General features: G+C 32.6%; 24 protein-coding genes, 4 tRNA genes and 1 pseudogene. 7 read left to right on the top strand and 22 right to left on the bottom strand.

Translation table 11 applies throughout. The features are described 5' to 3' along the window. The 9 genes and pseudogenes from LNQ81_RS14860 to LNQ81_RS14820 all read right to left on the bottom strand — a co-directional run bounded on the left by LNQ81_RS14860 (nt 1) and on the right by LNQ81_RS14820 (nt 9786). On the bottom strand, nt 1–1854 hold the full coding sequence (locus LNQ81_RS14860) for a DNA topoisomerase IV subunit B (RefSeq protein ID WP_229948050.1): 1854 nt from the start codon (nt 1852–1854) through the stop codon (nt 1–3). A 76-nt stretch (nt 1855–1930) separates the two neighbouring features. Further along, nucleotides 1931–2854, bottom strand: coding sequence for a YihY/virulence factor BrkB family protein (locus tag LNQ81_RS14855; protein WP_229948048.1), 924 nt, complete (start codon nt 2852–2854; stop codon nt 1931–1933). Between the two features lie 230 nt (nt 2855–3084). Then, complete coding sequence (gene ychF / locus LNQ81_RS14850; RefSeq protein ID WP_229948047.1) at nt 3085–4179, bottom strand: redox-regulated ATPase YchF; 1095 nt, start codon at nt 4177–4179, stop codon at nt 3085–3087. Between the two features lie 221 nt (nt 4180–4400). Next, a pseudogene (locus tag LNQ81_RS14845) lies at nt 4401–4694 on the bottom strand (hypothetical protein); the annotation flags it as partial. 95 nt (nt 4695–4789) lie between these two features. Continuing rightward, nucleotides 4790–5764, bottom strand: a complete 975-nt coding sequence (locus LNQ81_RS14840) for a deoxyhypusine synthase family protein (RefSeq protein WP_229948045.1) — start codon at nt 5762–5764, stop codon at nt 4790–4792. A 39-nt stretch (nt 5765–5803) separates the two neighbouring features. Next, the gene (locus LNQ81_RS14835; RefSeq protein WP_121966601.1) at nt 5804–7201 is read right to left on the bottom strand and encodes a type III PLP-dependent enzyme domain-containing protein; all 1398 of its coding nucleotides are present in this window, start codon (nt 7199–7201) and stop codon (nt 5804–5806) included. A 331-nt stretch (nt 7202–7532) separates the two neighbouring features. Further along, the gene (gene aroB, locus LNQ81_RS14830; protein ID WP_229948044.1) at nt 7533–8600 is read right to left on the bottom strand and encodes a 3-dehydroquinate synthase; all 1068 of its coding nucleotides are present in this window, start codon (nt 8598–8600) and stop codon (nt 7533–7535) included. A gap of 346 nt (nt 8601–8946) precedes the next feature. After that, on the bottom strand, nt 8947–9333 hold the full coding sequence (locus LNQ81_RS14825) for a YbbC/YhhH family protein (RefSeq protein WP_229948042.1): 387 nt from the start codon (nt 9331–9333) through the stop codon (nt 8947–8949). A 15-nt stretch (nt 9334–9348) separates the two neighbouring features. Continuing rightward, the gene (locus LNQ81_RS14820; RefSeq protein ID WP_229948041.1) at nt 9349–9786 is read right to left on the bottom strand and encodes a hypothetical protein; all 438 of its coding nucleotides are present in this window, start codon (nt 9784–9786) and stop codon (nt 9349–9351) included. A gap of 1019 nt (nt 9787–10805) precedes the next feature. Here LNQ81_RS14820 and LNQ81_RS14815 point away from each other — a divergent pair. Both LNQ81_RS14815 and LNQ81_RS14810 read left to right on the top strand, forming a co-directional pair. Continuing rightward, on the top strand, nt 10806–11837 hold the full coding sequence (locus LNQ81_RS14815) for a response regulator transcription factor (protein WP_229948040.1): 1032 nt from the start codon (nt 10806–10808) through the stop codon (nt 11835–11837). A gap of 242 nt (nt 11838–12079) precedes the next feature. Then, entirely contained in the window at nt 12080–13252 is a 1173-nt protein-coding gene (locus LNQ81_RS14810; protein WP_229948038.1) for a proline dehydrogenase family protein, read from the top strand. 80 nt (nt 13253–13332) lie between these two features. On the opposite strand, the gene LNQ81_RS14805 is transcribed toward LNQ81_RS14810, so the two are convergent. The 3 genes from LNQ81_RS14805 to pncA form a co-directional block, all read right to left on the bottom strand. Further along, nucleotides 13333–13914 (bottom strand): hypothetical protein, encoded by a 582-nt coding sequence (locus tag LNQ81_RS14805; RefSeq protein ID WP_229948034.1) that lies wholly within the window; start codon nt 13912–13914, stop codon nt 13333–13335. Between the two features lie 88 nt (nt 13915–14002). Then, a complete protein-coding gene (locus tag LNQ81_RS14800) occupies nt 14003–14545 on the bottom strand; it encodes a hypothetical protein (RefSeq protein ID WP_229948032.1) in 543 nt (180 codons plus the stop codon). A 16-nt stretch (nt 14546–14561) separates the two neighbouring features. After that, complete coding sequence (gene pncA, locus LNQ81_RS14795) at nt 14562–15182, bottom strand: bifunctional nicotinamidase/pyrazinamidase (RefSeq protein WP_229948030.1); 621 nt, start codon at nt 15180–15182, stop codon at nt 14562–14564. A 185-nt stretch (nt 15183–15367) separates the two neighbouring features. On the opposite strand from pncA, the gene LNQ81_RS14790 reads away from it, so the two are divergent. After that, nucleotides 15368–16543 carry an aspartyl protease family protein gene (locus LNQ81_RS14790; protein ID WP_229948029.1) on the top strand — a complete coding sequence of 392 codons (1176 nt, stop codon included), beginning with the start codon at nt 15368–15370 and terminating at the stop codon, nt 16541–16543. 43 nt (nt 16544–16586) lie between these two features. Here LNQ81_RS14790 and LNQ81_RS14785 read toward each other — a convergent pair. The 7 genes from LNQ81_RS14785 to LNQ81_RS14755 all read right to left on the bottom strand — a co-directional run bounded on the left by LNQ81_RS14785 (nt 16587) and on the right by LNQ81_RS14755 (nt 19535). Then, a tRNA-His gene (locus LNQ81_RS14785) sits at nt 16587–16660 on the bottom strand. A 26-nt stretch (nt 16661–16686) separates the two neighbouring features. Continuing rightward, nucleotides 16687–16760: transfer RNA gene (locus tag LNQ81_RS14780), tRNA-His, on the bottom strand. Nucleotides 16761–16787: 27 nt separating this feature from the next. Next, nucleotides 16788–16861, bottom strand: a tRNA-His gene (locus LNQ81_RS14775). A 23-nt stretch (nt 16862–16884) separates the two neighbouring features. Further along, nucleotides 16885–16958, bottom strand: a tRNA-His gene (locus tag LNQ81_RS14770). Between the two features lie 79 nt (nt 16959–17037). Further along, nucleotides 17038–17754 (bottom strand): bacillithiol biosynthesis deacetylase BshB1, encoded by a 717-nt coding sequence (gene bshB1 / locus LNQ81_RS14765; protein ID WP_229948027.1) that lies wholly within the window; start codon nt 17752–17754, stop codon nt 17038–17040. Between the two features lie 171 nt (nt 17755–17925). Next, complete coding sequence (locus LNQ81_RS14760; RefSeq protein WP_229948025.1) at nt 17926–18996, bottom strand: chorismate-binding protein; 1071 nt, start codon at nt 18994–18996, stop codon at nt 17926–17928. A gap of 116 nt (nt 18997–19112) precedes the next feature. After that, complete coding sequence (locus LNQ81_RS14755) at nt 19113–19535, bottom strand: PaaI family thioesterase (protein ID WP_229948024.1); 423 nt, start codon at nt 19533–19535, stop codon at nt 19113–19115. Nucleotides 19536–19826: 291 nt separating this feature from the next. Here LNQ81_RS14755 and LNQ81_RS14750 point away from each other — a divergent pair, with 291 nt between their 5' ends. From LNQ81_RS14750 to LNQ81_RS14740, 3 genes are read left to right on the top strand one after another with little or no spacing between them, the layout of a single operon-like run. Beyond that, nucleotides 19827–20396, top strand: a complete 570-nt coding sequence (locus LNQ81_RS14750; protein ID WP_229948023.1) for an L-threonylcarbamoyladenylate synthase — start codon at nt 19827–19829, stop codon at nt 20394–20396. 22 nt (nt 20397–20418) lie between these two features. Then, nucleotides 20419–21855 carry a CCA tRNA nucleotidyltransferase gene (locus LNQ81_RS14745; RefSeq protein ID WP_229948021.1) on the top strand — a complete coding sequence of 479 codons (1437 nt, stop codon included), beginning with the start codon at nt 20419–20421 and terminating at the stop codon, nt 21853–21855. 4 nt (nt 21856–21859) lie between these two features. Beyond that, nucleotides 21860–22897: a COX15/CtaA family protein gene (locus tag LNQ81_RS14740; protein ID WP_229948019.1), complete on the top strand. Its 1038-nt coding sequence runs from the start codon at nt 21860–21862 to the stop codon at nt 22895–22897. A 79-nt stretch (nt 22898–22976) separates the two neighbouring features. On the opposite strand, the gene LNQ81_RS14735 is transcribed toward LNQ81_RS14740, so the two are convergent. Continuing rightward, complete coding sequence (locus LNQ81_RS14735) at nt 22977–23819, bottom strand: alpha/beta hydrolase family protein (RefSeq protein ID WP_229948017.1); 843 nt, start codon at nt 23817–23819, stop codon at nt 22977–22979. Nucleotides 23820–23928: 109 nt separating this feature from the next. Between LNQ81_RS14735 and LNQ81_RS14730 the strand changes: the two genes are divergently transcribed. After that, nucleotides 23929–24567, top strand: coding sequence for a hypothetical protein (locus LNQ81_RS14730; protein ID WP_229948014.1), 639 nt, complete (start codon nt 23929–23931; stop codon nt 24565–24567). Nucleotides 24568–24662: 95 nt separating this feature from the next. Here the strand turns inward: LNQ81_RS14730 and mazG are convergent, their stop codons facing one another. Both mazG and LNQ81_RS14720 read right to left on the bottom strand, forming a co-directional pair. Further along, the gene (gene mazG, locus LNQ81_RS14725) at nt 24663–25433 is read right to left on the bottom strand and encodes a nucleoside triphosphate pyrophosphohydrolase (RefSeq protein ID WP_229948012.1); all 771 of its coding nucleotides are present in this window, start codon (nt 25431–25433) and stop codon (nt 24663–24665) included. A gap of 76 nt (nt 25434–25509) precedes the next feature. After that, a complete protein-coding gene (locus LNQ81_RS14720; protein ID WP_229948011.1) occupies nt 25510–25929 on the bottom strand; it encodes a DUF5606 family protein in 420 nt (139 codons plus the stop codon). Between the last annotated feature and the right edge of the window lie 18 nt (nt 25930–25947).

Genomic DNA, 25947 nt, shown 5'->3' with positions numbered 1-25947 from the left:
TTATTGTTCTACAACATCAAGTTCAACTTTAAGATTGTCAATGATAAATTCTTGTCTATCAGGGGTATTCTTACCCATATAAAACTCTAACATTTTATCGATAGAGATAGATTTATCTAGCATTACAGGATCTAATCTTATATCTTCCCCTATAAAGAACTGAAACTCATCAGGAGATATCTCTCCTAACCCTTTAAATCGTGTGATCTCTGGTTTAGGTTTTAGTTTTTCGATAGCATTTACACGTTCCTCTTCACTATAACAGTAGATGGTTTCTTTCTTATTTCTCACCCTAAATAAAGGAGTTTGTAAGATGTATAAATGCCCTTCTTTAATTAACTCTGGGAAGAATTGTAAGAAGAATGTAATTAATAATAAACGGATGTGCATACCATCGACATCGGCATCGGTAGCTATCACAATATTATTATATCTTAAATTCTCGAACTCATCTTCTATATCTAATGCTGCTTGTAGCAGGTTAAACTCTTCATTTTCATAAACGATCTTCTTCGTCATTCCATACGAGTTTAAAGGTTTACCCCTTAAACTAAATACAGCCTGCGTGTTCACATTTCTTGATTTAGTAATAGATCCTGATGCAGAGTCTCCCTCCGTAATGAATAATGTACTATCTAAGTATAAAGGATTCTTTATATCTGTCAAGTGTACTCTACAGTCTCTAAGTTTCTTGTTGTGTAAACTAGCTTTCTTAGCGCGGTCTTTAGCTATCTTTCTAATTCCAGACAACTCTTTACGCTCTTTTTCTGCTTGTAATATCTTCTTTAATAGCGCATCTGCTATCTCTGGATTCTTGTGTAGATAGTTGTCTAACTGTGTTTTTACGAAGTCATTTACGAATGTACGCACAGTAGGCAACTCAGGCCCCATATCTGTAGATCCTAGCTTAGTCTTAGTTTGAGATTCGAATACAGGCTCCTCTACTTTCACTGCTACAGCAGCTACGATAGACTTTCTAATATCTGAAGCATCAAAGTTCTTATTGTAAAACTCTTTTAGCGTTCTTACTAAAGCTTCTCTAAATGCCGCCAAGTGTGTTCCTCCTTGAGTAGTATTTTGTCCATTTACAAAAGAATAGTACTCTTCAGAATATTGGCTTCTACTATGTGTTAACGCTACCTCGATATCATCCCCTGTCAAGTGAATAATCGGATATACTTGATCGTCTTCAGTTATATTCTCTAACAATAAATCCTTAAGACCATTCTCTGAGAAGAATTTCTCCCCATTAAACATTACTGTTAATCCTTTATTCAGATAGCAGTAGTTCTTAAGCATACGCTCGATATACTCCGTTCTATACTTATAGTTCTTAAAGATGGCCTCATCAGCAACAAAAGAAACCTTAGTTCCCTTTCTTCTTGTAGTCTCTACTTGATCTTCTTCTGTTACTAAGTCTCCAGCAGAGAATTCAGCCCCTTTTAATAGACCATCGCGTACAGACTCTACTCTAAAGTAGTTAGATAAAGCGTTCACTGCTTTAGTACCCACTCCATTTAGACCTACAGATTTCTTAAATGCTTTAGAGTCGTATTTACCTCCCGTATTCATCTTAGATACTACATCTACGACTTTACCTAAGGGAATACCACGTCCATAATCGCGTACAGTCACTAGCTTGTCTTTGAGTGTAACCTCAATAGTCTTACCAGTTCCCATTACGAACTCATCGATACTATTATCTATAACCTCTTTAATTAGAATGTATATACCATCATCAGGAGATGAACCATCACCTAATTTTCCGATATACATACCAGGACGCATACGAATATGTTCCTTCCAGTCTAACGAACGAATATTATCTTCGGTATATTGATTTTGATCTTGCATAAAAAACGTAGGAATTTGCGCTAATTTACTACTAATTAGCTTAAAATAAAAATTGTCAAATAACAGTTTTAAAGGTTTATTGTTCTTCTCTCTTTTTAATCACATTCTTTTCTATCTCAATAGAATAAGGACCTGGAAGTATTCTTCTACCATATAAGCTTGCGTAATTTTTAGTAAACTCTGCACCAAAATAGAGAATCATAGCAGAATAGTAAACCCAAATTAACATAACCGTCACAGAACCAGCTGCTCCATATAAAGAGGATGAGGCTGTATTACCAAGATACCAACCTATCCCAAATTTTCCTATCATAAACAAAACTGAAGTAAATCCCGCTCCTACAAAAGCATCTTTCCACAACAACTTACCATTTGGTAATGTTTTGAAAATTAAGACAAATAGAATAGTTATAATTAAGAATACGACAAGATTATTAAGTAATTTGACAAGTATGATTGTATCTTCAGCAAAGAAGTTTCCTAAATAGGTGTAAAGTAAACTAACAATGGAGTTAATCATCAAACTGACTAGCAAGACAAATCCTACTGATCCTATCATTGCAAAAGAAAGTAATCGATTCTTAATTAACCTCACAATACTCTTATCTGGTTTAGCAGCTAAACCCCATATATAATTAATAGAACTCTGTATCTCTGCGAAGACTCCAGAAGCACTAAACAGCAAAATACCTATACCTATGATAGTAGTAATATAACCACTTTTCTTGTTAAACTGTACGTTCTCCATAGCTGTCTGAATCTCTATAGTAGTATTAGGGCCTACCATATCTCTTAATTGATCATAGAAAAAATTAGATACCTCTTTCTCTTCAAAAAATATAAAGCCACTAGCTGAGATAATAAGTAACATTAAAGGAGGTAAAGCAAATATCGTGTAATAAGATAGTGCTGCACTAAACTTCATAGCATTGTCATCTAAGAAATCAAATACGGATTGTTTAAATAATAAGATTAATTTTTTTACACTACTATTTTGCATAGCTAAACTAAAATACTTTAAGAATTAAAATAATACTTGCGATTACTCATTAGTATCCTTAGATACTAATGTCTTGATTATAAAGGAAAACCTCTTATTAGTCCACTACTTATAATACGTATACAAAATTCAATAAAATTTTAACAATTCCTAATTTAGTTTTACTAAAAATATTAGCAAAAAAAAAGAGAAGCAAATAGGCTTCTCTTTTGTCTTTTCTATTGTATAGATTAAACGTTAAAACGGAAATGCATTACATCACCATCTTTTACAATGTATTCTTTTCCTTCTACTCTAAGTTTACCAGCTTCTTTTACTTTAGATTCTGAACCATAAGTAACATAGTCCTCATAACCGATTACTTCAGCACGAATAAATCCTTTCTCGAAATCACTGTGGATTACACCTGCAGCTTGAGGTGCTGTATCACCAACTTTGATAGTCCAAGCTCTAACTTCTTTTACTCCTGCAGTGAAGTAAGTTTGAAGATCTAATAGCGTATAAGCAGAACGAATCAATTTAGAAACTCCTGGCTCATCTAACCCTAAATCTTCTAAGAACATTTGACGCTCTTCGAAAGTTTCTAGTTCCATAATGTCAGCTTCAGTTCCTACAGCTAGTACGATTACTTCAGCATTCTCATCTTTTACTAATTCTTTGATTTGCTCTACATAAGCATTTCCTCCTACAGCTGCACCTTCATCTACGTTACACACGTATAATACAGGTTTAGTAGTGATTAATTGGAATTCCTCGATTAAAGCCTCTTCATCTGCGTTTTTAGCTTCTACTATACGTGCAGATTTACCTTGCAATAAAGTAGTTCTAATTCTCTCTAATAAGTCAGCCTCTACTTGAGCCTCTTTATTTCCAGTTTTAGCAGCTTTCTTTACTTTCTCTAATCTTTTCTCTACTGTATCAAGATCTTTTAACTGTAACTCGATATCGATAGTTTCTTTATCTCTGATAGGGTTAACATTACCATCTACGTGAATAATATTGTCGTTATCAAAACAACGAACTACGTGGATAATAGCATTACACTCTCTAATATTTCCTAAGAATTGGTTTCCTAAACCTTCTCCTTTACTTGCTCCTTTTACTAATCCAGCGATATCTACTATCTCTACAGTAGCTGGTAATACACGCTCTGGTACTACTAACTCCTCTAATTTTAATAAACGTGGATCTGGTACATTCACAACCCCAATGTTTGGTTCTATTGTACAAAATGGGAAGTTAGCACTCTGTGCCTTTGCATTAGATAAACAATTGAATAATGTTGATTTACCCACATTTGGCAATCCTACTATACCTGCTTTCATATTTTTAAAATGTATTGTGAATTTTTATCGATTGCAAATATATTGAAAATTATAGAAGTTCATACTCTTTAAGCAAGAATAGCCTAAATTAAATAACCAGTAGCCATCACTTAAGAATAATCTGTTCTCTTAGGCACAACTTATCACTTAGCATTGTATATTATCAATAAAAAAGCCACCCTTATAAAGAGTGGCTTTCTTATATTTAGATTATTTTGTTAATCTTCATCGTCTGCAATTTCTAAGTCTTTTAAAGCATCTAATGAATCTTCAGGAGCTTCAGTGAAGTCTTCTTCATCTTCATCGTAGTTCTCTATTCTATCTGCTAGCTTAGTACTTACTTTTACCAGGTATATAGTATCCTCAGTTCTTACCTCCACTGCTTCCACAGTTTCATTCTTTACGTTTTTAAAACGAATAATATCTGCATCATCATACCCGTCAGGAAATTTCTCGACCAATAGTGTCAAAATTTCGTTCGTTAACTTTGCATAATCAACAATTACTCTCTTCATTCTTTGTTCTTGCTTTATTTCAGTTTCAAATGTAATAGGTAAATTGTAAACTACAAATAAAAAATTACATTTATTTACTCCCAAAAAATTAAAAATTAATTACCAAGAATATAAGCAAAAATTAATGGTGCAACTATCGTAGCATCTGACTCAACTATAAATTTAGGTGTGTCGATATCTAGTTTACCCCAAGTAATTTTTTCGTTAGGAACTGCTCCAGAGTATGATCCATAAGATGTAGTAGAATCAGAGATTTGGCAGAAGTATGACCAGAAAGGCACATCTTCCCACTCTAAGTCTTGGTACATCATTGGTACTACACAGATAGGGAAATCTCCAGAGATACCTCCTCCGATTTGGAAGAATCCTACTCCGTGTCCACCTGAGTTTGCTCTATACCACTCTGTTAAGTATATCATGTACTCAATACCTGTTTTTACAGTGTGTACATTAAGTTTTCCTTTGATTACGTTAGATGTAAAGATGTTACCACATGTAGAATCTTCCCATCCTGGACATACGATTGGAATGTTTTTTTCAGCTGCAGCGATAATCCAAGAATCTTTAGGATCGATCTCATAGTATTGTTTTAATACACCTGAGTTCACTAATTGGTATAAAAATTCGTGTGGAAAATAACGTTTTCCTTCAGCTTCAGCAGCATGCCATACATCTTCTAAGTGTTTTTGTAAACGACGGAAAGCCTCTTCTTCTGGAATACAAGTATCAGTTACACGATTATAGTGATTATCTAATAACTCTCTCTCTTGCTCTGGAGTCAAATCTCTATAATTTGGAACTCTTTTGTAGTGAGAGTGAGCAACCAAGTTCATCACGTCCTCTTCTAAGTTAGCTCCAGTACATGAAATGATTTGTACTTTATCTTGACGAATCATCTCTGCCAAAGAAATTCCTAACTCAGCAGTACTCATCGCACCACCCATAGAGATTAACATTTTTCCTCCAGCGTCTAAGTGTGCTTCATATCCTTTTGCAGCATCCACTAACGCAGCAGCGTTAAAGTGTCTATAGTTATGCTCAATAAACTGACTAATTGGTCCTTTACTCATTTTATTTATTCTTTTATATTAATATTCTTTCTTTATATTCTATTTATTATATCCTAAGATATTTAATACTTGTTCCGCAGTTTGTTGTTCTGAGAATAACTCTGTTGCCATAATACCATTCTCATCTTTATCAATTAAGATGTGTTTAGGCTGAGGAATCAAGCAGTGGTGTATACCACCGAATCCACCTATTTGATCTTGATAAGCCCCTGTATTGAAAAAGCCAATATACAACGGTTTTTCTTTATTATACTTAGGCAAGTAGATTGCGTTTAAGTTTTGTTCTGAATTATAATAATCATCACTATCACATGTCAATCCTCCTAATAAGATACGCTCATAAGGATCATTCCATCTATTAATAGGAAGCATAATAAAACGCTTATTAATAGCCCATGAATCAGGAAGAGTAGTAATGAATGATGAATCGATCATATTCCACTTCTCTCTATCATTCTGTTGTTTTTGGTATAATATCTCATAGATAGCTCCTCCACTCTCTCCTACCGTGTAAGATCCGAATTCTGTAAAGATGTTAGGTACATCTACATCAGCTTCCTCACATACCAATTGGATTTGGTGAATAATCTCATCTACCATATATTGGTAATCAAAGTCAAAAGCCAATGAATCTTTAATAGGGAACCCACCACCGATATTTAAACTATCTAATGTAGGACACTCTTTCTTTAAAGTGATATAAACTTTCAAACATTTTACTAATTCATTCCAGTAGTAGGCAGTATCTCTGATTCCTGTGTTAATGAAGAAGTGAAGCATCTTAAGCTCTACTTTAGGGTTCTCAGCAATTTGTTTTCTATAGAATGGCAAGATACTTTTATATCCAATTCCTAACCTAGAAGTATAGAACTCAAACTTAGGAGACTCCTCAGAAGCAATACGAATACCGATCTTAAACTTCTTATTGATTTGTTCTTGTAGTAAATCTAATTCTTCGTAGTTATCAATAATAGGAATAGTCTTCTCGTGTTTATTATTGATTAGATTAGCAATATTATCAATGTATTGAGCACGTTTAAATCCGTTACACAATACGAAAGTATCTTTGTTTATCTTACCTGTTTCTAATAAATTCTCTACGATGTTTACGTCAAAAGCAGAAGATGTCTCTACGTGAATATCATTCTTAAATGCTTCGTTTAGAACGTAAGAGAAGTGAGAACTCTTAGTGCAATAGCAGTAGTAATAATTTGCTTTGTATTTATTCTTATCCATTGCTTTTCTGAACATCGTCTTTACATTGCTAATGTTTTCAGAAATCTTAGGTAAGTATGTGAATTTTAATGGAGTACCATATTTCTCAACAAGTCCCACTAAATCGATATTGTGAAACTGAAGAGTATCTTTATTTAATTTGAATTCTTCTTGTGGAAAGTAAAAAGTTTGGTTGATTAAGTCAACATATTTTGTGTTCATGTCTTTTCTTTTTAATAAAGGTTAAAAAAATTCTTTCTCAATTAAATTCATTTAGTTGCTAACAACTGTAAATGAATCTATATAAACTGATTTTCAAACTCGAATATTGGCAAAAACTATTGGCAACTTATCCCTGAATCTAAATGAATTAATAGCCTCCTTAGAATACTTGATAATGCCATATACATAATTAGCCTTTTGTCTAACGACAAAACGCCTCACCTTGTGCCTTGAAGACACACAGAATTTAATATATAAAACATCTATTTTCACGAGCGCAAATGTAACAAATTAATACAATGAAATAGTAAAAAGTGTTTGTTTTTAAACCTTAATTCAAATAGGCCTCTAACCCTTTTACTATCAACTCCTTGTCAACCTCAATGTCATAGACTGAAGTCCCTATTTTATCTAATAACACACAACGGATATTACCGTTGTAGTTCTTTTTATCAAACTTAAGCCATTCTAATGCTCCTACTATGTCTTCTTCTGTCATCTGCACTACACCATATATAGTGTGAATAGTCTCTTTTATATCCAAAAAATCTGCTTCCGTAAGTTGAGCTAATTCCATAGAAATATAAGCCTCCGCTACCATCCCTAACGCTACAGCCTCACCGTGTAGTAAGGCCTCCTTCTCTGTATGCATTAAGAAGTAACTCTCTACAGCATGCCCTATCGTATGTCCGAAATTTAGTATCTTACGCAGTCCGTGCTCTTTAGGATCTTGTGTGACCACATCATTCTTTATCGTTACAGAATGATAGATTAACGTCTCTAAATCATTAAAATCAACGTTAGCAATATCCTTAAGATATGTATAATATTTATCATCAAATATTAAGCCGTGTTTAAGCATTTCTGCATATCCAGCTTTAATTTGTCTTGCCTCTAAAGTTTCTAGGTAATTAACATCGATGATAAGCATCTTAGGCATTGCGAATGAACCAATACAGTTCTTCACTCCATTTAAGTCTACACCTGTTTTTCCTCCTACAGAGGCATCTACCATCGCTAATAAAGAAGTAGGGATATTAATAAAGTCAATACCACGCATAAATACAGATGCAATAAAGCCTCCCATATCCGTGATCACCCCCCCTCCTACAGTGATAATCATACTCTTGCGATCTCCACCTAATTCTAACATAGTCTGTATCACTCCAGCACAAGTCTCTAATACCTTATTCTCCTCACCAGCTTCCACTTCTATGATTTCGAAAGGTACTTCTGTAGGCAGATTACTTAGAAAATAGGGTAAACAATGCTCATAACAATTAGAATCCGTCAAGATAAAAAGCTTACTATAGCCATTGCTATTTAAATATGAACCTAGTTGTTCATACGCTTCCTGTCCAAATAAAATATCGTAATTCTCTGTTGTTATGTTCTCCATTTTGTAATCATTTGTTTACTACAAAATAAAGTATAAATAATTGAAATAACCATCTAATAAAGCTTTTTTAACGAATAAATTGAAAATGAGAACACATCAAATGATATTCTATTAATCTATAGCTTTAAACTAAGAGGTATAATTGTTTTTTTATATGTTATTTAGAATATTGATAACTACTACTCTATTTCAGGAGAAGATATAAGACTATACATTATTATCACAAGAAAACACCTAACAATATTTTAGGTGGGTGTATAGTAATACGCCCCTACCGTTGCGTGCCAACAGAACATGATATGGTTTATGGGAATTATATATTGCAATTCACTTCCTCAAAATATATCTACTTATCATGAAACATTTTTTCAACTTTTCCATTATTCTTATTCAATTCAATATAAAACACTCCCCCTTCCCATCCTTCAGGTAAATTTCCTTGTATGCACCATATGGAATCTTGTTTTAATGCAATATTATAAGGTCTTTGTCTGACAATATTATTCTCACCATATACTTTATACAACATTGTCTCCGCTATCCTAACAGCTGTGCTATCATTAGGTATAAAGCCATCTATCGGCGGTATGTTCTCAACTGTTTCATAATAAGTAGATTCGATAAGGCCGTTTTCTATTTTTAAGAATTGAATATCTTCTTTTAGAACAGTTTCCTTTTCTTTGTGACAAGACATTAAGCCTCCCAAAACTAGCATGTATAGTATCTTTTTCATAATTTTCGTTATAAACTAAAAGAAACGATTCCCCTCTGCCTTCCTAAAGTATTTCTTAGCTAGTGATCTATATTTCTTTACATTAAACGTAATAATTGGCTCGTTCTTTCCGTCAAATATTACCATTGCTGTTCTCTTTTTAAACTTAGTAATATCTACTAAATAAGTCTTATCCTCCACCATAAACTTTAGCTGCCTAGCATTAGTTCTACCTACAAACATCTGATCAGTAGCAGGTCCATATTTATTATAAAGGGAATTAGCCGTATTAGTGTACTCAACATTTGGCCCACCTACTTTCTCATTTTCTACAAAGAACATCCCTTTAGATGGCGCTTTAAGCATTATTCCAAATTCCATCTTAGTCTCAGGACTAACTACTGCCACATATTTTGATGAACAAGAGGTAAAAAAAAGTATAACCCAAAAATATAATAGTAATTGCTTTTTCATAATCTATAATTATTAAGATAGTCTAAAAATCATCCTATTTATAATATTCTAAACCTTTTGTAATTTTAACTAAAAACACAAAAAAACAATTATGCACAGACAATTAAATACCAATTAGTAATAAAATCAAAAATCTCCTACACCCTATCCCGTACCTGTATAATTTTATTACCTTTGCCTATAGTAAGGGCTTTAAAATCAATGCGCTAGAATTGCGAATATTCTTCTAAATAAAGTCTAGTACATTTCTCAGGAAAGAAAGTACAAATCACAGCTTTCAAAATCTCAATTTAAATTTTTAACACTATGAATTCGCCATAAATCGAGTATTCATTCGCTCTCAGTTGTGTTTTGTTCGGAAGGTGTTCGGAAAACACCCCCTTTTTCCAAACACTTTGCAAACAACTTCAGAAAAACGCTAAAACAACCTTCCGCAAAGCCTTGCTATTACTGGGGTGAGACAGTCTTTGAAATTACTAAAAAACGCTTGTTTGTTAATTTTTTAACAACCTGTGATTTGCCCTGTTTTAACTTATATATTAACATTTCAAAGTTCTCATAGTGAACTAATTAATAAAAAAACTAAAGTTGTAAATAGATATAAAACTAACGTTTTAGAACAAAAGGAGATTTTTATTGCTAATTCAAAGCTATCATCATCAGGTGCTTTTTTATTATTTAACTACCCTATATTTCGTGTTAAAATTCTATTCTAGGTCTATTAAAACCATGTTTTTTTAATAAAATTACTTTGTAATGGTACTTTTCAAAAGAAAATAATAAATATTTATAAGACCTCAATATAGATATAACAAACTATTAATTAAGTAATTGTACTTAAAACAATTCTTCAGCCTAGTCTTTTTAACGTATAAACATGGCCTATAAATAGAGTACTAGACTAATATTTTAATTATTTTTGTAGCATCAATACGTATAAATGCCTTATGATAGTATTGCTATAATTATAAATTATTATCCAGTTTTTATAATAAATACTGGATAGGTATAAATAATATATGTTTCCACCACCATTACTTAATCAGTTCCCTTTTTTTGAAAACGATACACCTAAATACATCATTATTGGATTATATTATGGTATTTCTTTTCTGTCTATTATTACTTTATTAACCTTATATATTATCTTTAAGTATAAGAAACTAGGGTTCAACCTATTGTTGCAGTTGAGCATCTTCCTAAGCTTTTTGATTAAGGATATTATTTATTTTTACCTCCCTGATCATCATGCTACTATTGGATATTTAGTAGCCTGGAATATAGGTACTTCTTTAGTATTATTGATCTTGCAGCCCTATCCTTTTCTTCGATTTAAACATAAGCAACAGTTTTATAAAACAGGAATTATAGTTTTATTTGCGTTAATTTCTATTGAGCTTCTTTCTAATTTGTTTATTATTCCAAGAAATGGGAATAGTGTCATCCATCCGATAACTACTCTACTTATTATTTTAGCATTATATTTATTCTTTATCTTAAACCATAAGTATAGTTATAAGAATTACATTTCTTTCTTAATAATATGCATTGCTACATCTACGATTATTTTAGCTCCTTCAGTTAATGATAAATTATATGAGTTATTTATTGTTTGGCCTACTTTGAGATTAATGGGAATTCCTATTCTGATAGTATCTAGCTGTACTACAATGTTAGAAGTAAAAAAAATAAATGAACGCAACTCTATCTATAAAAAGTATTTATATCAATATATGTATATGGTTAAAGATTACCATAAACAATTAGAACATGAGAAGAGTCTAAATGCTTCTAAAGCTAATGAAGAAATTGCCCTAAAAAACGTTATTAGTGATCAGGAACAAATCTCTTATGTCAAGGATAAATATAGCCTAACAGAAAGAGAATTAGATGTTTTAGGTTTACTGTGGGAGGGTGCTACAAATAAAGAGATTGCAGATGAATTATTTATATCAGTCAATACATGTAAATATCATATTAGCAAGATTTATGTCAAACTAAACATTAATTCAAGAGCACAGATTTATGCCTTTAAAGATAAAATGGACTAATAAGGCTCTCATTATTTAAATCAGCAGTCCTTTTAAATAAATAGTTTCTTTCTTTAAAAACTAATATGTCAATATTTTAATTATTATAGCAGAAGTATCATTCCTCTAGGCTTATTTTGGTAAAGGATAATCAGTTGATTTTCTAAAAAAACTATATTTTTAAAATAAGACCATAAATACCTAAAACTATTAAAATATTATTAAAAGAGTATTTATATTTGCCTAACGAATTTACTTTTATAATGAAAAATTTATTTAATAATACTGAGGTAGCTTTTGCTCTTAAGAATAATAAAGAATTAAAAAGAGCTCATTTTTTATTTAAAATGATTAGCAAGCCTACTTTAGTAAAACTAGGTTCTTCTCTTGCAAACTTTGCAATCAAAACTCACTTACCTGTAACAGGTTTAATCCGCGCTACTGTCTTTGATCACTTTTGTGGTGGTATTAGCGAAGAAGACTGTCTATCTGTAGTAGATAATATGTATGCTAAAGGTGGTGTAGCATCTGTTCTAGATTATTCTGTAGAAGGTAAAGAAACAGAGAAGCAATTTGATGCTGCTTTAAATATGACTTTAAAGACTATCGAATACGCTAAACAACGTCCAGATTCTATTCCTTTTGCAGTATTTAAACCTACAGGATTCGGAAGATTTGACATGTTTGTTAAAAAAGGAGAAAAAGCAACTTTCACAGCTGAAGAAGAAAAAGAGTGGGAACGCATTGTTTATCGTTTTAATGTAGCTTGTAAGTTTGCGTATGATCACGATGTATTGTTGCTTGTAGATGCAGAACACAGTTGGATGCAGGATGCAGCAGATGATATTGTATTAGATATGATGCGCAAATACAACAAAGAGAAAGCATTGATCTACAATACAGCTCAAATGTATCGTTGGGATAGATTACAGTATTTAAAAGATTTACACGCTATCGCTGTAGCTGAAGGATTCCATGTAGGAATGAAAGTTGTGCGTGGTGCATATATGGAAGTAGAACGTGAACGTGCTACAGAGAAAGGATATAAGTCTCCTATCTGTGTGGATAAGGCTGCTACTGATGTAAATTATGATGCAGGTGTTAGCTATATGTTGGACCATTTAGATACGATGGGATTATTCGCTGGAACTCATAATGAAAAGAGCTCTTACCTAATCATGGATTTATTAGAGAAACACAATATAGCACATAATGACCGCAGATTGTACTTCGGACAATTATATGGGATGAGTGATAATATTAGTTTTAATCTTGCTAAAGAAAAATACAACGTAGCTAAATATTTGCCTTTTGGACCTGTACGTGATGTAATTCCTTATTTAATTAGAAGAGCTGAAGAAAACACTTCTGTAGCTGGTCAGACTAATAGAGAACTAGATCTTATAGAAACAGAATTAAAAAGAAGAAAGTTATAATATATCTTTCTAAGAGATAACAAAAAAAGCGAGAGACTAATTAAAGTCTCTCGCTTTTTTATATAATTAAATTTAAAGTCTTAGTTCTTTCCTAAGAAGATTTGGAATCCTAAAGATAATCCTAATCCATTATGTGCTGATGCACTAGCTACATTAGATTTACTATAATTGTATCCTACTATAGCTTCTAAAGCTACATTACGAGATACAAAATGAGAATACCCTGCATTTATGTTAAAAGCAAAAGATGTATCACTTTTACCACCTACTTCAGCTCCTGAAAGCCCTAAAGCTCCTTGTCCAAAGAATCTACCAGTAGCACTAGCTCCTTCTGGGAAGTAGTAACGTGCGAAAGGCATAACTTTATAACTCCATACATTATCACCATGTTTAACAGTTTGAAGACCTGCTCCAACTTCAAGACCTACTGCAAAACCATCTGAAATAAAGTATCCTGCTCTAGGAGTAACATTAATATTAAAGCTTTCTTCTTCGAAACTATAACCTGTAGATCCTAAAGCTCCTCCTACTATCCAGTTTCCTTTTTTGATAGGAGTATCACCTACTTTTGCAGATAATTTAGGAGTTTCTACATTTACTTGTGCGTTAGCAGTTACTAAACCTCCTACTAACAATGCTGCCAATAAAGTAATCTTTTTCATAATTTTTACTGTTTTGTTTTTAATTTTTACTAGACTAATTATTATTTGTTTTTAACAAAAGCTAAATTAACTAAAATAAACAATATTTTTATCGTTTTCTCAGTAATTCTTGCTTCAATTTAATTAATTCTAAATTAGAATTAATTAAATTATTAACTAAGAATGTTCTAGCTTCTTCAATATTAATAAAATCTAGATATTTATACCATCCATCTGTTTCTAATATCTCTTTAATCTTCGTTATTCTTTTAGAAGTCTCAGAGGCATTTCTAAATATATGGTCTGTGGTATTAAGACAACCTTTATGTTTAAAAGTCACATATTTTTCTTCTAGATTTACAATAATCACATATAAAGGTTTTTCTTCATCATTAGGAAAGAAACTATCCCAGGTCGCATATGCTAATGTATATATGCTGTTTTTGTATTCATTAGAAGTTATCTTCCATCTACAGTTTGCTGCTCTACCCCAGTGATTTGCATATCTAGCTACCCCTTTTTCATCGTAGTAATACATACTCCCTGTTTTACTTTTATAATCAGGTTTTCGACCTTCGATAAACGACTCAGGTATTTGTTGCCACTCACAATAAGTATGTTTAAAAAAATTGTGTTTTCCGTATTTTTTCATTCTTATTTTGATAGTTCTAGTTGTTGAAGTCTACTTCTATTTCTTTATTTAAAATGGTAATCCCCATCTGTACCATTTCTTTTTTAGCTTGTAGTAATCCTTCTGCACTTATTGGTTTTGTCGCAAAGTCAAGAAAATAGGTTTTGATAGCTGCTTGATTTGCGTCTTTAGCGCTAAAATAGACGCAGAACTCTGCCGCTAACCCACAGACATATACTTCTGTTATATCTTTGTCCTTAAGGTACCCTAATAGCCCTGTGCTGTTCTTTTGATCATTATCATAGAAACCGCTATATGAATCTACCTCTACATTCATTCCCTTTCTAAAGACTGCTGCTACCTTATTACTATTCCATTCAGAAGTAAACTCGGCACCTTTAGAGCCTTGAACACAATGGTCTGGCCATAGCACCTGAGGGATGCCATTTAAGTCTATTAAATCAAATACATTCTGATTAGAATGTTGACTTGCAAAGCTTTTGTGATTAGCAGGATGCCAGTCTTGCGTTGCGATAACTAAATCAAATTGATTTTGGATTCTATTTATAATAGGAATAATCTCATCACCATGTGCTACTGCTAAGCTTCCACCTGGTAAGAAATCATATTGTAAGTCTACTACTAATAATGCTTTCATATCTAGATTTATATATCTGTTGTAAAACAAAAATACTAAAAATAGAAGCATTAGAATCAAGTATTACTTACATTCACTCCTCTTAATTTTATTAATAAAAAGTATACTAAACAGATACATTAGTTATATTTAATAATTCTATTTTTGCAAAATCATAAAATTAACTTTAAAAAAACAAATAAAATATGTTATTTAACAATAAGGCAACCTTACTCACTCTAGCTATCCTAATATCTTCTTTTAACTTATTTGCTCAAGGAGGGATTTTCAAAAAAGGAACTATCGTACCTAGTGTTTATAACGAGAGTTTAAACTACACACTTAAAGAAGATCATATATATGTAGATGTAATTATCGAAAATGAAAAGTATAAATTTATAGTTGATACAGGAGCTCCCACTTCAATTACCTTTAATGTAAAAGGAAATTTCAAATTTTTATCTGAAGATGATATCACAGATGCATCACAAAACACTTCTAAAGTTAAGTATGTAAGTATTCCAAGTATTAAAATAGGCAATTTAGAGTTTAAGGATTTTACAGCAGTACAAAGTGATATGGACGCATTTAAATCGCTTGGGGTAGATGGTCTTATCGGTGGAAATATGATAAGTAAAAGTAGTTGGGACTTTGATCTTGAGAATAAGAGAATAACTCTTTCTAATAGTTTAGATAAAAAAGAGATAAAGACATTTAATAAAGTAAAAGTAAAGAAAGAGTACACGGGTACTCCTACTCTAATCATGACTTACTTTAATGGTTTAAAAGAAAAAGAAATATTCTTTGATACAGGTTATAATGATTTCTTTTATTTAAGTGAAGATATATTTGATACTCTTCATGCAAAAAAACATTTTACTAAAGTTCTTACTGGAGAAGGCATAATAAGTTATAGTGCGTTTGGCCCAAGTATCGGAAAAACATATATGGCACCTTTAGAAATGAGTTTGGGAGATTATAAGATCCCTAGTTTTTTAACTACAGTAGATGTAGATGATGTTAGTAATTTAGGGTCTAGATGGTTAGTATATTATAGAACAATTCTGTATAAAAATGACTTTTATTTTAAATCATATAATAAAGATTTCCCTTCTACATTTGAGAATATTGGGATTAAAACTAAAATAAAAAATAACGAGTTAGTTATTTCTTTTGTTTGGGATAGCCCATCTATTAAAAATAATAATCTAAAAATAGATGATAAAATACTATCTGTAAATGATAAAGAAATTAACACTATGTCTATAGAGGAACTTAAAGAAGTACAACGCAATATACTGAATTGTGATAAAGTAAAAATAGAAGTTAATACTAAAGGGAATTTTATTGAATTAAATAAAGAAACAATCTTGAGTATTTAAAAACTAAAAAAGGCATTCAAATTATTGAATGCCTTTTTTTTAGGGTAACTAATGGGGTTCGAACCCACGACCTCCGGAACCACAATCCGGCGCTCTAACCAGCTGAGCTATAGCTACCATTTAATTTCAATAAAAGTACTTAGGGTAACTAATGGGATTCGAACCCACGACCTCTGGAACCACAATCAAGCGCTCTAACCAACTGAGCTATAGCTACCATATAACAATAGTACTTTTATTTTAGGGTAACTAATGGGGTTCGAACCCACGACCTCCGGAACCACAATCCGGCGCTCTAACCAGCTGAGCTATAGCTACCATGTTAAACACTGTAATAGTAGGGTAACTAATGGGATTCGAACCCACGACCTCTGGAACCACAATCAAGCGCTCTAACCAACTGAGCTATAGCTACCATGTTTCTGTTTAACGAGTGCAAATTTAGCGATTATTCTATACCCTGCAAGCTTTTTAAAGACTTTTTTATAACAATTTCATATCAAATCTTCTAATGTATTGACTGCTAAATACCTTTCAACAGTAAAACCTTCAGCAAAATCTTTATTAATTAGTCTTCCTAGATCCTGCGCGCGATAGGTAATGCTATCTAAGAAGTTTTTTGAGGTAATCGGTGTACTTGGTTCTTTTGAATTTGTATCAAAAAACTGTGTACTATAAGCCATTACAGAGGCTACCTTTTTATCCATAAATCCAGTTACATCTACTACAAAGTCTGGTTCTATATTTTTCCACTGTATATAATGATAAACAACTTTAGGCCTCCATGGCTCTTGACTTACTCCATCTATAGAAGTTTCTATTTTCCTAAGACCTGATAAAAAGCATGCATCAGAGACTACTTTACTTCCTTTGCCATGGTCGATATGTCTATCGTCTATCGCATTACATAATACTATCTCTGGACGGTATTTGCGTATCATCTTAATAATCTCTAGTTGGTGCGCTTCATCATTAACAAAGAATCCATCTCTAAACTTTAGATTCTCTCTTACATTCACTCCTAATACTTCAGCAGCATTAGTTGCTTCTATTTTTCGAATGGTGGCAGACCCTCTTGTTCCTAATTCTCCTTGTGTAAGGTCTATTATACCTACTTGTTTGCCTAAAGAGACTTCTTTTGCTATCGTTGCTCCACAACCTAATTCTACATCATCAGGATGCGCTCCAAATGCTAATATATCTAATTTCATTTTTTTAGTTTTTTGTTATTCTATTTTTTGTGATGTTGTTGTTTTGTAATATTGTTTAGGACACGTCACGGATTACAAGTCTGCGACATCCAATCAGAGAGATTGTTTTAATACCAATCCATATCACTGCCTATAAGGCAAACAATAACTTCACAAAAAAAACTACAATTCTTAATTACGCGAAGCGCTTAGTACTTTCTTCATTGTAGAAGACTTATTGACAGTTTCTATAAACTCGCTTGTAGGATCACTATCAATAGTTACTCCACATCCGATATATAGATTCACTTTATCTATTTCGATATTCATACAACGCAAATTTACGAATAGATTTGTTTCTTCCGTATTTTCTGCTTCAACATTGCAATTTAACTCTCCTAAATAACCAGCATAGTATCCTCTATCATATCCTTCTTGCTCAATAAGAAAATCTCTAGCTACATCTTTTGGCATCCCACAAACAGCCGGAGTAGGATGAAGTGCTTCAACTATTGGTTTAAGGTTAACTTGTTTTAGAGATGCTGTAATATCTGTGCAAATATGCATCACCTTTGCGGCTCTTTTAGAGTAAGGTTCTGAAGTGCTTATTTGGTCTGAGAATGGTCTTAATGTATCTGTTATAAAGTCTGTAACGAAAAGTTGTTCTTCTTTTTCTTTAGTCCCCCACTCTACTTCAGTTTGTCCATGATTAACTTGTGTACCAGCTAATGCCATTGTCTTTAATACATTGCCTTTTAAAGCTAATAATGTCTCAGGAGTTGCCCCCATCCATAAGCCTATTTCTGGGTGGTATACTAATGAACAGAAGGCTGTAGGATAAATATCGCATAATTTATTGAATAATCCGCTCAAATCTTCTACTTCAAATGGAATACTCTCTTTACGAGAGGGTACTACCTTTGCGAATTTATGTTCTTTAATAGCGTTGACACATCTTGTAACCAAATCTTCAAAAGCCTTCTTTGCTACTATATTGTTATAATCGAGTATAACATCCGTTAACGCAATAGTTTCCTTACTTAATTCTTCTTTTAGGATAGCAGATTCACTTAATGGTATATAGAATCGCATCCCTTCAGCAAATGGTGCAAAAATAAACCCTTGCTCCTCAAATGTCTCAACAGAGTGAAGAGTATATGTCTTCTGAAACAATCCTACAACTATCTTAGAATTAGGTTTGCGATAAACGGCAAAAGGTTTTTTATCACCGTACTGTTTTACTAAACACTTGAATAAATACATCTTTTATGTGATTTTGTTCTTCTATGAGTTTATTACTTTGTTTTTGCTCCACGAATTGCACTCTTAAATTTGCATCATCTTCATCACAAAAGACCAAAATAACAAAATCACTTTAATTATTTATCAATAACTATGTTTGTAATCTTACATATAGAGACTAACACATCATTTTCATCTGTGATTCTAATTTCCCATAAATGTAGTGTACGCCCTCTGTGAAGTAATCTGGCTGTACCGATAACATATCCTGCACGTTTACTTTTCACGTGGTTAGCGGAGATCTCTATACCTCTAATTTCTTGTTTAGCAGGATCTATTAACATTAATGATGCTCCACTTCCCAAACTTTCAGCTAGTGCTACAGACGCCCCTCCATGTAATAGCCCCATAGGCTGATGTACTCTAGGGTTAACAGGCATACGCGCTACTAAAAAGTCTGGACCCGCATCTATATATTCTATTTCTAATGTTTCCATAAGTGTGTTCTTACACACCTTAGCATACATGGCTAATAATTCTTCTTTATTAAACTCTTTCATATTCTGTTTGCTTATGATTAAGATAAAATAGGCTTGATAAGTACTTATATCTAATTCTCTGTTTAAAAATAAAGGTCTTGTATCTAGGGATCACCTTATTAGATGAAGTATATATAACTAAGACTTAGGGTTTAAAATTAAAGGAAAATAACTCTTGATTTCTTAAAAATATTATAATTGTTTCAAATTAGGCGTACTCTGTATTTTTAATGACTTCTATCAGTTCTTACTATCCTATTTTTTTAGTAATTTTACTCCCTTGATTTTAACGACACTATTTATAACAATATAATGGAAGATATCCAACAAGAAGTTTTTAAAGCATACGAAGTCATTAAAAATGGTGGTATTATCTTATACCCTACTGATACTGTATGGGGAATAGGCTGTGATGCTAATAATCCTGAAGCAGTCAAAAAGATATATGCCCTTAAGAACCGTGCTGAATCAAAAAGCATGATTGTATTAACAACTGAAAGATTATTTCACAAAGTGTTTAGTTCACCACCTGAAGTAACGTGGGATTTACTAAATTGCAGTGAAAAACCAACTACTTTAATATTAGATAATCCTAAGTATGTCGCTAAGGAGATTATCTCTGAAGACAACTCTCTAGGCATACGTATTACAGAGGAACCATTCTGCTTTAGATTAATAGAGAAAATGAAGTCACCTTTAGTATCTACTTCTGCCAACGTTAGTGGTTATCCAACACCTCGTAATTTTAGTGAGATTACCAAAGAGATTATAGAGGGTGTTGACTATGTAGTGAATCTACGTCAACAAGATACTAAACCAACGACTCCTTCGACGATTATTAAATTAAAAGCAAATAGCCAAGTAACTATTATTAGAAAGTAGTCACTCACCTATTGAATATATTATGACTGATACCCCAATATATAAAGAAGCCATAACACACCCTATATTTGAATACATCTCTAAAGCAGCTGAGAGTTTAAATGTAGATAGCTATGTAATTGGCGGATTTGTAAGAGATTTTTTACTTAAAAGAGATTCTAAGAAAGATATAGATATCGTAGCTGTAGGCAGTGGTATCGAATTAGCACTTAAAGTATCTGACTTACTTCCTAATAAACCTAAAGTACAAGTGTTTAAAAACTACGGAACGGCTATGTTACGTTATGATGACATTGACATTGAGTTTGTTGGAGCAAGAAAAGAATCATACCACTTCGAAAGCAGAAAACCTGTAGTAGAAGATGGCACTTTAGAAGACGACCAAAACAGACGTGACTTTACCATCAATGCCTTAGCGATATCTCTTAAGAAAGAGACCTATGGAGAATTAGTAGATCCTTTTAATGGAGTTGCTGATTTAGCTAATAAAATTATTCGCACTCCTCTTGATCCAGATATTACTTATTCTGACGATCCACTGCGTATGATGAGAGCTATTCGCTTCGCTTCTCAATTAGATTTTATGATAGAACAGAATTCTCTTGATTCTATAACAACAAATCACAAGAGATTAGAGATTATATCAGGAGAACGTATAGTTGATGAGTTAAATAAGATATTAATGTCTAAAAAGCCATCTAAAGGTTTTTTGTTGCTATATAAAACAGGATTACTAGATTTAATTTTACCTGAATTAACAGCACTTAATCAAGTAGAAGAGATAGAAGGACATACCCATAAAAATAACTTCTATCACTCCCTAGAGGTAGTAGATAATATCTGTGAGAATACAGATGACCTATGGTTAAGATGGTCTGCGTTATTACACGATATCGGTAAAGCACCTACTAAACGCTTCTCTAAGAAGCAAGGATGGACATTCCATGGGCACGAATTCTTAGGAGGGAAAATGGTAAAGAAGATCTTTATGAGATTACACATGCCATTAAACCAAAAGATGAAGTTCGTCCAGCAGATGGTTATTATGAGTTCTAGACCTATAGTCTTAGCCCAGAAAGAAGTTACAGATTCTGCGGTACGCAGATTAGTCTTTGACGCAGGTGAGCATGTAGAAGACCTAATGACGTTATGTGAAGCTGATATTACAACTAAGAACCCAACTAAGTTTAAGAAATACCACAATAACTTTAAGGTTGTTAGAGATAAGATTGTCGAAGTGGAAGAACGCGATCATGTACGCAACTTCCAGCCTCCTATTACAGGAGAGAAGATTATGGAGCTATATGATTTAAAACCATGTCGTGAAATCGGTATGATTAAAGAAGCTATCAAAGAAGCTATCTTAGAAGGAGTCATCCCTAATGAATATGATGCTGCTTATGAGTTTATGGTAAGTAAAGCATCTAAAATGGGACTTGAAATCGTAAATAATAATTAAAAATATGAGAAACTATTTTTTGCCATTAGCTAAAGCATCACTTATACTAGTTTACCTAGTAATATTCGCTGGTGCTGCGGTACGAATGACAGGGTCAGGAATGGGCTGTCCAGATTGGCCAAAGTGTTTTGGATACTACATCCCTCCTACAGAAGAACAAACTATCACATGGGAACCTAATAGAGAGTACGAAAAAGGACAAATGATTATTCACGATCAAAGCCTATGGAAAGCGAAAGATACTTTTACTACTTCGGCTACTTATGAAGAAAGTCATTGGGAAAAATATACACGTCACGACTATGCTGAGTTCAACCCTAGCCATACTTGGGTAGAATATGTAAACCGCTTATGTGGAGCTTTAGCAGGGTTAGCTTGTGTCGCTATGGCTATCGCTTCTTTCGGATTCTGGAGAGACCACAAAGGACTTGTTTGGGCTTCGTGGTTAGTTGTTTTCTTAATGGGATTCCAAGCATGGTTAGGAGCTACGGTTGTTTATTCCGTTTTAAACCCTATCAAAATTACTGTTCACATGGTGATGGCATTAGTAATTGTAGCAATAATCATAAGTATTATTAAAAGGGCTAAACAAGGAACTGAAATAAAGAAATACAACGGAACCTTTAGAACTTTATTAGCTATATCTCTAGTCTTTACTCTTGCTCAAGTAGTACTAGGTACACAAGTACGTGAGTTTATAGATGAACAAGTACAAGCAGGAATTGGAAATGAATATTTATGGTTAAACAACCCTACAGTTGAGTTCTATATCCACCGTAGTTTTTCATTCTTAATCATGTTCCTAAATATGTACTTATTCTATATTAATAGAAGCTTAAACTTAGGATTTGATAAAATGAAATGGGTTATGATTCTATTAATTTTAGAGATATTTACCGGGATAATGATGTACTATGTACACTTCCCGTTTGGTACTCAGGCTGCACATTTAGTATTAGCTTCTATTCTATTCGGAGTTCAATACCAGTTAATATTAGAATCTAGAAAGTGTTATTACAGCGGTAAAAGTAACTTAGATTAGTTTACCTTAATTTATACAGAGATAGGGGCTTTAAATCATATGATTTAAAGCCCCTATCTCTATCTATAAACTTCTTATATTACTTAGTAGCATGAATAAATTCACTTGTAGCTTTAGCCACATGTTCTAAGTGCTTAGGTAGTTTCTGTTCTTCATAAGGATGTTTAGAGCCGAATACATGATCTGCACCATCTACTATATCTAATAATGAGTTTGATATCCATTGATGTAGTAACTGAGCTTCTTTTAGTGGTACGGCAGAATCTTCTGTTCCCTGGACAATCAAGCTAGGTTTCTTCAGATTCTGCGCAGCTCTTTGTATATTTAGCTTTACTTCATTCTGCTCATAATCTTCCCAAAAAGTAAAGTAATGGGGCATCTGCTGTTTAGTTCTACCATTTTCACTGTAAAAAACTCCTTTTGTCTTCCAGTCTTCAAAGCGACCTCCCCTAGGAAATCTTTTCTTAAAGTCGGCTACACCAGCCCAAGTAATAACGCCTTTTACATCAGGATTATAGTATCCTTGTAAAACAACAGTCCCACCTCCTCTACTATGTCCTATAAGATATATATTCTCTTGATCTACTTCTAGTTTATTCTTGTAATAATCGATAACAACAGTCAGATCTTCCTGTTCTTGTGAGTAAGTATTACATCCAAAAGCTTCTAAGTCATTAAACTCACAAGGGGTATCTACAGTAGTTCCATTTAGAGAGAAATTAAACTTAACAACATAGCACCCTGATTCAGCTATATAGTCCATCGCTTTACCCCAAGCGCCCCAATCTTTAAATCCTTTATATCCATGGCAAAAGATAACTAATGGCAATACTTTCCCTTCTTTAGGAAAAGTAGAATCAGAAAGAAGCGATCTAGACGCCCCTTTTATAATTGTTTCGTTTTTTATCAAGTCAATTTTCATATCAGCAATTTTTAGTATTCTAAAAACATTGTTTTAAGCTTAATTTAAAAATTTAATAACTAAATTCGTATCAGAACTAAAAAAATAATTACACTTAAAACTTTATTTTATGAATACATTTGAGAGATTATTTAATTTTATTAAAACTATTTCCGTTCAAACATTGTCAATCTGCCTTGTTTTAATCTTAGTTACTACTAGTGCAATAGCACAAGAAAAAGAAAGTTTGAAAATTAAGAGTACAACAATAGAGTACCATATTAATAAGAATACTAAAGATAACGAATTAGACGAGATTAAAAAAGAAGTTAATGACCAAAAGGTGGCTAACCTTAGTTTTTCAAATATAAAACGCAATGATAAGGGGGAAATTATCTCTCTAAAGACTCAGTTTAAGGACGAAAGAGGTTCTTCTCAACAAAAATCAGAATACAACTCTAATGGGATATCTGATTTCACTGTAAAAATACAGGAGAATGAAGCTGGTTATCGCTATCTAGAACTAGGTAGTCCTTCTAATCAGAACCGTTCATATTTAAACACAGCTAATGATCCTCAATCTGGTAGAGGGTTATACTCAGAACAATCAGATAAAGAATTAGAAGAGTTCTTTGCTCAGGATTTTATGCAGTTAATGCAAAGTATGCAACAAGATATGAAAACTCAACAGGAAGCGTTTATTAAATTAATGGAAGCTCACCAAAAAACAACTACTAAAGAGAAAAAAGAAGAAAGTCTGGAAAAATAACTCTTTGTAGACAAAAAGGCACGCTATATTGTTTTATAATATAGCGTGCCTTTTAAAAATTTAGAATAAGTATTATCCAAATACTAATAGTGATCCTACTTCTTAGCTTTATTCCAATATTTATCTAATATTTCGGCATTTACATGCTCAAAACCTTCATTTTCTTGAATTACCATCTCTTCGACTTTATTGAATCGATGTATAAACTTCATATTAGCTCTAGCAAGTGCCTTCTCGGGATCTATACCTGTATGACGAGCATAATTAACTAATGAGAAAAGAATGTCTCCAAATTCGTCTTCCATCTTATCTTTATCCTCAGCCAGAACTTCGACTTTAAACTCTGCTAGTTCTTCTTCTATTTTTGCCCAGACATCATTTAGATTATCCCAGTCAAAACCAACACCACTTGCTTTTTGCTGTATTCTATATGCCTTAATCAAAGCAGGAAGTCCTTTAGGTACACCTGCGAGTACAGATTTATTTCCTTCTTTAAGTTTTAGTTTTTCCCAATTCTCTAATACTTCTTTTTCAGATTCCACTTTCTCATCTCCATAGATATGAGGGTGTCTAAAAATTAATTTATCAGAGATACTATCTGCTATATCCTTAATATCAAATAGAGACTGCTCACTACCAATTTTAGCATAGAATATGATATGCATTAGTAGATCACCTAGTTCCTTCTTCATTTCATCCGTATCGCCTTCAGTAATAGCATCTACTAGCTCGTACATCTCTTCTACTGTAAGATTCTTTAAACTATCAAAAGTTTGCTTCTTATCCCAAGGGCATTTTACTCTTAATTCGTCTAGTATATCTAGTAAGCGATCTAAAGCTTGTAATTGTTCTTCACGTGTATGCATAGTAATACTTTTTTATAAAAATAAAAAAAAGCTCGCTTTATACAAAGCGAGCTTTTCAAAATATATATCTTATCGATTATTTTGCTTCAGTTTCTACAGCAGCTTCAGTAAAAGCTTCTGCTATAATTCCTCTTCTTTGAAGAATATTATACCAGTTAAGTACTTTTTTGATATCAGAAACATATACTCTCTCTTCATCAAATTCTGGTAATACTTCTCTGAAGTAACCTAATAATGTAGGGTTATCTTCTTTATGAGAAATAGCTTCACCATTGTTCTCTTTTGTAGCAATGTTTTTGAATACATCGAATAACTTTACTTCTTCATTGTAAGTATAAATTGAAATTTCAGAAAGTAAACTAACGTTATTTTTCAATCCTACAGTACTTTTTTTCCCATCAGCCAATGATTCAGCAATAAATCCAGTACGAGTTTGTACTAGTAACTCATATAAACCTGGTTTTCCTGAAATAGCTAAAACTTTTTCTAAACTCATTTTTTCTAAATTTTACTT

Source organism: Myroides oncorhynchi, from assembly GCF_020905415.1.
In the GTDB taxonomy this organism is placed as follows: Bacteria; Bacteroidota; Bacteroidia; order Flavobacteriales; family Flavobacteriaceae; genus Flavobacterium; species Flavobacterium oncorhynchi_A.
This window is presented reverse-complemented; position numbering and strand designations above follow the sequence as displayed.